Here is a 5,906-nt window from a genome sequence, read left to right on the forward strand (position 1 = left end):
GTAACCATTTTCCATTTAAATTTTGACCAGAAACTGAATTAAAAGTCATTGTCATTAATATTAGAAATGCTGTTTTTTTCATATGCACCACAACGTGTTTGTGTATGGTTAGTTGCGTGTTTAAGCAACTAATTTAGTAAGCAAAAACGAACGCGTGAAAATTCCGAAGGAATTTTCCAAATAGGCAACGACCAAAGCAATTAATTATACACGTTGTTAGCTACCGTATTTTTTTAGTTTTTGTTTTAATTCAATTTCGCTTATCGGTTTCACTTCAATAAATTCTTCTTCATTTTCTCCGATTTCTATAACTTTCTCGCCAAAGGTAAGTCCTCTATTATCAAATCCAATTGATATGATTGTTGCTTTTTCTCCTTTAGGTAATTTGTTGTATCCATCTTCATTTTTCGTAAACCAATATTCATTTGTTGATTTTTCTATTCCACTTAAAATTACATCTCTTTCTTCAAAAATCAGACTTGTCAAATTTGATTTTGCCGAAGTCTTTACAGCTAATTTGGTCGGACTTGCTTTTGGGTCATCGTAAAAGAAATCTACATTAATCCATCCAAAATTCATTGCATCATAGGTTATTAGAACATTATTCAGTTCCTTTAGTTTTGTTGTGTCAATTATCCGGCTTGTATCAATTTTAGTAAGCTTTTGAGATGCAAATTTTTTATAAAGTTCAATTTTCCAACGTCCGTGTTCCTTAGCATCTTTTAATATTGACTCGTGAGCTTCTTTTTGCATTTTAGTTCTTGGACCTCCATTTGGTCCTGGTGGAATATTGTTTAAATGATAATTAACTCTTTCTGTTGAATCTTTGATGAAATATTGAACAGTTAACTCATCAATTTCCCAAAGATTTTTGTCAAGATTATTTATATAAATATTTAGAACATCTTTCCAACAAGTAGTGCTAAATCTATCAGAAAATTCTTTTGTAGCTAAAAGTGTGTTTTCAAAATCGGTTATGTTCCCATAATAGTTGTAATCCGTATATTTTAATGTATCTGTAGTAATGCCATAATAGTTAGAACATTCTGTCCAAAACCGATTTTTACTTATAAATTTTATAGGATAAGGTGTTAAAGATTTTGATGGTTCTTCTATTTTGTCCCAATTGATTAATCCATTTTCTTCTCTGATTCCTAAAAATATTTTTGCGTTTTCCTTAATTCCTTTTTGAGGGATTTGCAATCTTATAGATTTCCCAGTTGCTATTTTTAATTCATTCCCGTTTTCATCATTCGCAGATAGAAAAACCATTCCTAACGATTCAAGAATTTTATCGTTATGCATAGTTTGCAAATTAGAAGCGATAAAGTCCGATTTAGTGAAATTTTCTTTAATTTTTATAAAAACGTTTTTAGTAACAACATTACCATTTTGGTCAACAATTGAATTTTCTGGAATAAGTAGAATTGTTCCACTTTTTCCAACTAGCGTATTCGGTTGAGATGGATTAATTTCAAATACTTGACCTTTATTGATGGATTCTAAAGCACTTATTAATTCAGTCGGAATGTTACCGAATTCTTGATTTATTTCTTTTTCCTTTGCACAACTTAAGACTGTGAAAGCTATCAATAAGAAAAGAATTTTATTCATGTGTTCAGGTGTTTGTTCATATGGTAGCTAACGGTCTCGGCTATGAGTAGTTGCGTGGTTTAGCACTTAACTTTGCAAGTACGCACCAAACTGAAAATCCGCGAGGATTTTCGTAAGTAGGCGAGTACTAGCAATGAATTATACACGTTGTTGCCAACAGTTTTTATTCTGTTTTTATTAATTCAAATTTGTTTTCGGATTCCAGTTTTTCAATAAATTCAGTCATAATTTTATCCCATTTCACAATCTTTAATTCTTTATTTATCTCAAAGTTTAAATTTCGTTTAGGATAATTTTCGTGAATTATTTCATATTCCATTCCTTCCCAGCCTCTTTCTTCCCATTTCTTAATTTCCTCTTTTGTGTATTTGCGTTTTGAAGCATATGTTTTTTTTTGGTCAAACTCTTTTAAATCAAAATAATCAAATTGCTTATGTAAATTTTCTTTGTCTGATTTTATTACAAAATGTCTGAAGCAAGAATGAGAAGTCGTTATTCTGCTTGAGTAAGTTTTATTTCCGACAATCGAGTCTGGTTTATATTCAAAATGTTCAATATTCTCAATATTCAATTTCTCCTTGTTTTGATTATAAAACTCAAAAAATGTTGAATCAGTTATTTTAATTGGTTTGAATTTTTCTAATGATTTATTATCGTATTCAGAGTTTTTAAATTTTTGAATAAATGTTGAATTGTCTTTTTTCCAAAGCAAATATGCAGTTGAGGAAATTCCATAATTTATGCAAGTCAGTTTTGTGTATCCAATTTCTTTTATTCCGCTTGTCTTTAAGTCAGCAATTTCCAGATTCAGAATAGAGTCAATTTTCATTTCAAATTTTTGTGAAAAAGCCTGAATTGATAATAGAAATAAAAAAATTGTCGATATGTTTCTGATTTTTCTCAAATTGTTGGCAACGGTTGGGCTATGATTTCGTTGTGGAATCATCCGCAGGATTATTCCGCCGAAATCCAGACCTTTAATTTATAAATTAAACTTTGTTTTAACTCGTTGCCACAATGAATTATAGCCATTGTTGTAACCAGTATTTTTTCTTAAACTTTTTAGTGGAACATTTACGTCGCACTTATTTTTTCCCAAGTCAGAGTAATAACTGTCTTGAAATAATTTTAGGTTATCCCAATTCGAAAAATTTTGATAATGTCTTGAAGAATAATAATTCTTGTCAACTTCTAATTGTCCGATTTTCTCGATTTCAATTTCCGCTTTTTTGTAATGTTGAGCGTAATACCAGCTTATTTTTTCTTTTGGTTTGAATTCTTTATTTATTTGTTGCTCAAGTCCGAATAGAATTTTTGCGTTTTCAAAATCTTGTTCAGTCGGTTTGTCAGATTTTTTTATGTCAGTTACTGCGACCAAATTAAGTCCGAATTCCGATTCTTTTTCTGATTCAAGTACGAATGCTCCACAGAAGTCTCCGTCACTTAATTTGAATATTAAACAATCTCCTTTTTGGAAAATCGCATCTCTTTTCTTCTTAACCTTTCTCTTTCGTGCAGTTTTCTTTTCGGTTGATATTTTTTCCAGAAAGTTTTCTAATACTTTTCTACGCTTTGTCAAATCCGATTTTGAGGCTTCAAGCTCTTTCCACAATTCAATGTCCTTTTCAGATTCCACAATGTCTTTAATTCGATTGTAGATTTTTGGGTCAAGAGCTTTACATTCCCATTGAGATTTAGCTATGGTAATCCAAAAATTATTTTGGTCTTCGTGAGAGTCAATCAGTTCTTTATTTTCTTTGTTTAACTTTTCGGTTATGGCAGAAACTTCCATTCCTTGATTGTACAACTCAAAGAATTCATAGTTGATGTCTTCGTAAACGTCATTTGAAGAAATTCCTGTTCCCCAAGTTCCCATAGGCGTTTTTCAATATTGGTTACAACGGTCTCGTATAACCGTCAGTTACGGGTTAATATGCGTTAATTTTCGGTTTAGCACTGACGTTAGCAATTCCGAGTGGATTCGGACGTAGTCGAATCCGCCGTAATTGCGGTTATACATTGTTACCACACGTTTTTTATTTTTCAATCGGTGGTGGAGGTATTGGCATATCAATTCGGATGTATGCATAATCACTTAACTTGATTTTCAACGGAAGACTATCTCCATTTTTTTGATTTAGCTCGTTAAATTCAGTCGCTATTTTTATGAATTGTTTCTTAATTTCTTCTTTTCCAAACGTACTATCCTGATAATAAAAAATTAATGCTTTTTCAATATTTTGAGAATAGTCATCTTGCTTTTCTGGATTTAGTATGTGATTTCGTAAAATTGATTTTAAACTGTCTATAGGTTTCTCTATTTGGTCATTTATAATTACAGTATTATTTTCAATTGAGATTACGTTTTTTCCTGAATAGTCTGCTATAACATTCGATTCTGAACACATTTTAAAAAGTAAAAAATTAAAGTCAGTTTTGTTATAGTTAAACTTCAAAACAGGTGTTTTTCCATTACAAGCAATTCTATCCGCAATTTTAATCAGTTCGCCATAATTTTTTATAGAATCCAAATATATTTTTGTAAGAATCGAGTCATTCTCAAAATTTTTAATTCGTGGATAATAAAATTCAGCGTTTTTTTGTTCCACGTTTCTCTTGTCAGTTTTACAATTATAAAACAAACTGATTATTGTCAATATTAATACGATTTTTCTCAAATGTGTGGTAACGGTCTAGTGTATGATTTCGTTGCGTGGTTTAAGCACTAAAGTTAGCAAATAATTACGGATAGAAAATTCCAGCGGAATTTTCGTAAGTAGGCTATTACTAGCAATGAATTATACACATTGTTGTAGCACGTTTTTATTTATGCCACGCTCAAAATATTTATCAATCCTCCAATGATTATTAAAATCAACATTGTTAAGTAACTTCGTTTGATGGGTATTTTATCGTTCAATAATTTTATTCCGAAATACAAGTTTATTAAACTCAATAAAACGTTTAAAATTAGAACCCATTTAGGATACATAAAAGCAAAAAGAATATCTGTATAATGATATTTGTAATAAAGAGATATCATTTCATAAATCCAGTATACAGACAACACCATTTGAATTAAGCCTAAAACGATGTTGGTATTCTTTTTAGACACAATGTTTTTAGTTTAATTTTTGGTTTTCCAATTCCGCAAACTTTTGCTTATCAGTTGGGAAAATATCAACTAGTTCAAAACTTTTTTTATCCAAAACATTAAAATCAACAAGACTTAAATATAGGTCAACAACCTTTCTGTCAACCATAATTTTTCCACCACCAGCCCAATGTCGGTCAGTTCCATTTTTCTTTATTCCAGAAATCCAATATTCGTCTCCGTTTTCTATGTCGTAGAAATTTCCAACAATTCCTTGTGCATTTGAATTTTTAAGAGCTTTTCCATTAAAATACACAGTTCGACCAGATTTTGAGAATTCCGCCATTCCGATCCACGCAGGTCCAGTATCTCCAAATCCGCTTTTCAATTCGATATATTTTAATTCAGGTTTCATCGTTTCTCAAATGTGCTACAACGGTTTTGTGTAAGCGTCAGTAACGGGAAAGTGCGCGAGTACTTTCCGCTGACGCACCTAATTTAGCAAAACGAGTTGAATTTCCGATTAGGAAATTCAGCCGTTATTGCGCTTACACGTTGTTGTAGCACGTTATTTATATTCATATTTATTCCGCCAAATTTCTTCTCCTTTCAAAAAGTCAAGAAGTATTTCAGTCATTTGGTCAACCGTTTCCAATGGTTTTACCAATAGAATATGGTCATCGTCTGTCACAAGTCCAGAAGCTAATCCATCATCTCCTAAACTTCCACCAACATCCAAAGCTTTATATCCATCCGCATTTTTGTCTTCCAATTGCACAATGTGAAATTCATTCCAATTGATTGATTTCATCGTACTTTTTATTATTTCTGCTGTTGCTTTTTCAGTTATAATTTCTGTTTTTTCTCCGTAGTCGTAGGTGATAATGAGTTTTAAATCTCGTTTTTCTTGTTGGATTTCACGATTCCGCAATTCAGTCTTATTTTCCGCAATTCCGTGTGCGTTTGAATTCCGTTTAGAATTCCAATTAATCAAAGCGAATATTCCGATTAATGCTAAAACTCCGAAGATTATGTAGGTATTCATTCTTTTCACGCGATTTTGGTTTAATGTGCTACAACGGTCTCGTATAACCGTCAGTTGCGGCTTAAAGTTAAACAATCTTTCGGCAGAGACCGACGGTAGCAATTCCGAGTGGATTCGGACGTAGTCGAATCCGCCGTAATTGCGGTTATACAT

The 5,906-nt window shown here is 31.6% G+C and carries 6 protein-coding genes; all 6 read right to left on the reverse strand.

All coding sequences use genetic code 11. The annotated features are described in order from the left end of the window. Positions 1–216 precede the first annotated feature (216 nt). Positions 217–1,614: a hypothetical protein gene (locus ACFEMA_RS14575; RefSeq protein ID WP_411768946.1), complete on the reverse strand. Its 1,398-nt coding sequence runs from the start codon at positions 1,612–1,614 to the stop codon at positions 217–219. Between the two features lie 163 nt (positions 1,615–1,777). Beyond that, positions 1,778–2,560: a hypothetical protein gene (locus tag ACFEMA_RS14580; RefSeq protein ID WP_411768947.1), complete on the reverse strand. Its 783-nt coding sequence runs from the start codon at positions 2,558–2,560 to the stop codon at positions 1,778–1,780. Between the two features lie 36 nt (positions 2,561–2,596). Continuing rightward, a complete protein-coding gene (locus ACFEMA_RS14585) occupies positions 2,597–3,406 on the reverse strand; it encodes a hypothetical protein (protein ID WP_411768948.1) in 810 nt (269 codons plus the stop codon). 244 nt (positions 3,407–3,650) lie between these two features. Then, on the reverse strand, positions 3,651–4,145 hold the full coding sequence (locus tag ACFEMA_RS14590; RefSeq protein WP_411768949.1) for a hypothetical protein: 495 nt from the start codon (positions 4,143–4,145) through the stop codon (positions 3,651–3,653). A gap of 591 nt (positions 4,146–4,736) precedes the next feature. Continuing rightward, positions 4,737–5,123 carry a mannose-1-phosphate guanylyltransferase gene (locus ACFEMA_RS14595; RefSeq protein ID WP_411768950.1) on the reverse strand — a complete coding sequence of 129 codons (387 nt, stop codon included), beginning with the start codon at positions 5,121–5,123 and terminating at the stop codon, positions 4,737–4,739. Between the two features lie 153 nt (positions 5,124–5,276). Next, the coding region (locus ACFEMA_RS14600; RefSeq protein WP_411768951.1) for a hypothetical protein at positions 5,277–5,906 on the reverse strand (630 nt) is incomplete at its 5' end.

It is taken from the genome of Winogradskyella sp. A3E31 (assembly GCF_046720935.1).
Taxonomy (GTDB): domain Bacteria; phylum Bacteroidota; class Bacteroidia; order Flavobacteriales; family Flavobacteriaceae; genus Winogradskyella.

Coding starts and splice junctions, on each gene's coding strand:
- ACFEMA_RS14575 (WP_411768946.1), bottom strand. CDS start 1,614: ATGAATAAAATTCTTTTCTTATTGATAGCTTTCACAGTCTTAAGTTGT.
- ACFEMA_RS14585 (WP_411768948.1), bottom strand. CDS start 3,406: ATGGAAGTTTCTGCCATAACCGAAAAGTTAAACAAAGAAAATAAAGAA.
- ACFEMA_RS14595 (WP_411768950.1), bottom strand. CDS start 5,123: ATGAAACCTGAATTAAAATATATCGAATTGAAAAGCGGATTTGGAGAT.
- ACFEMA_RS14580 (WP_411768947.1), bottom strand. CDS start 2,560: ATGATTCCACAACGAAATCATAGCCCAACCGTTGCCAACAATTTGAGA.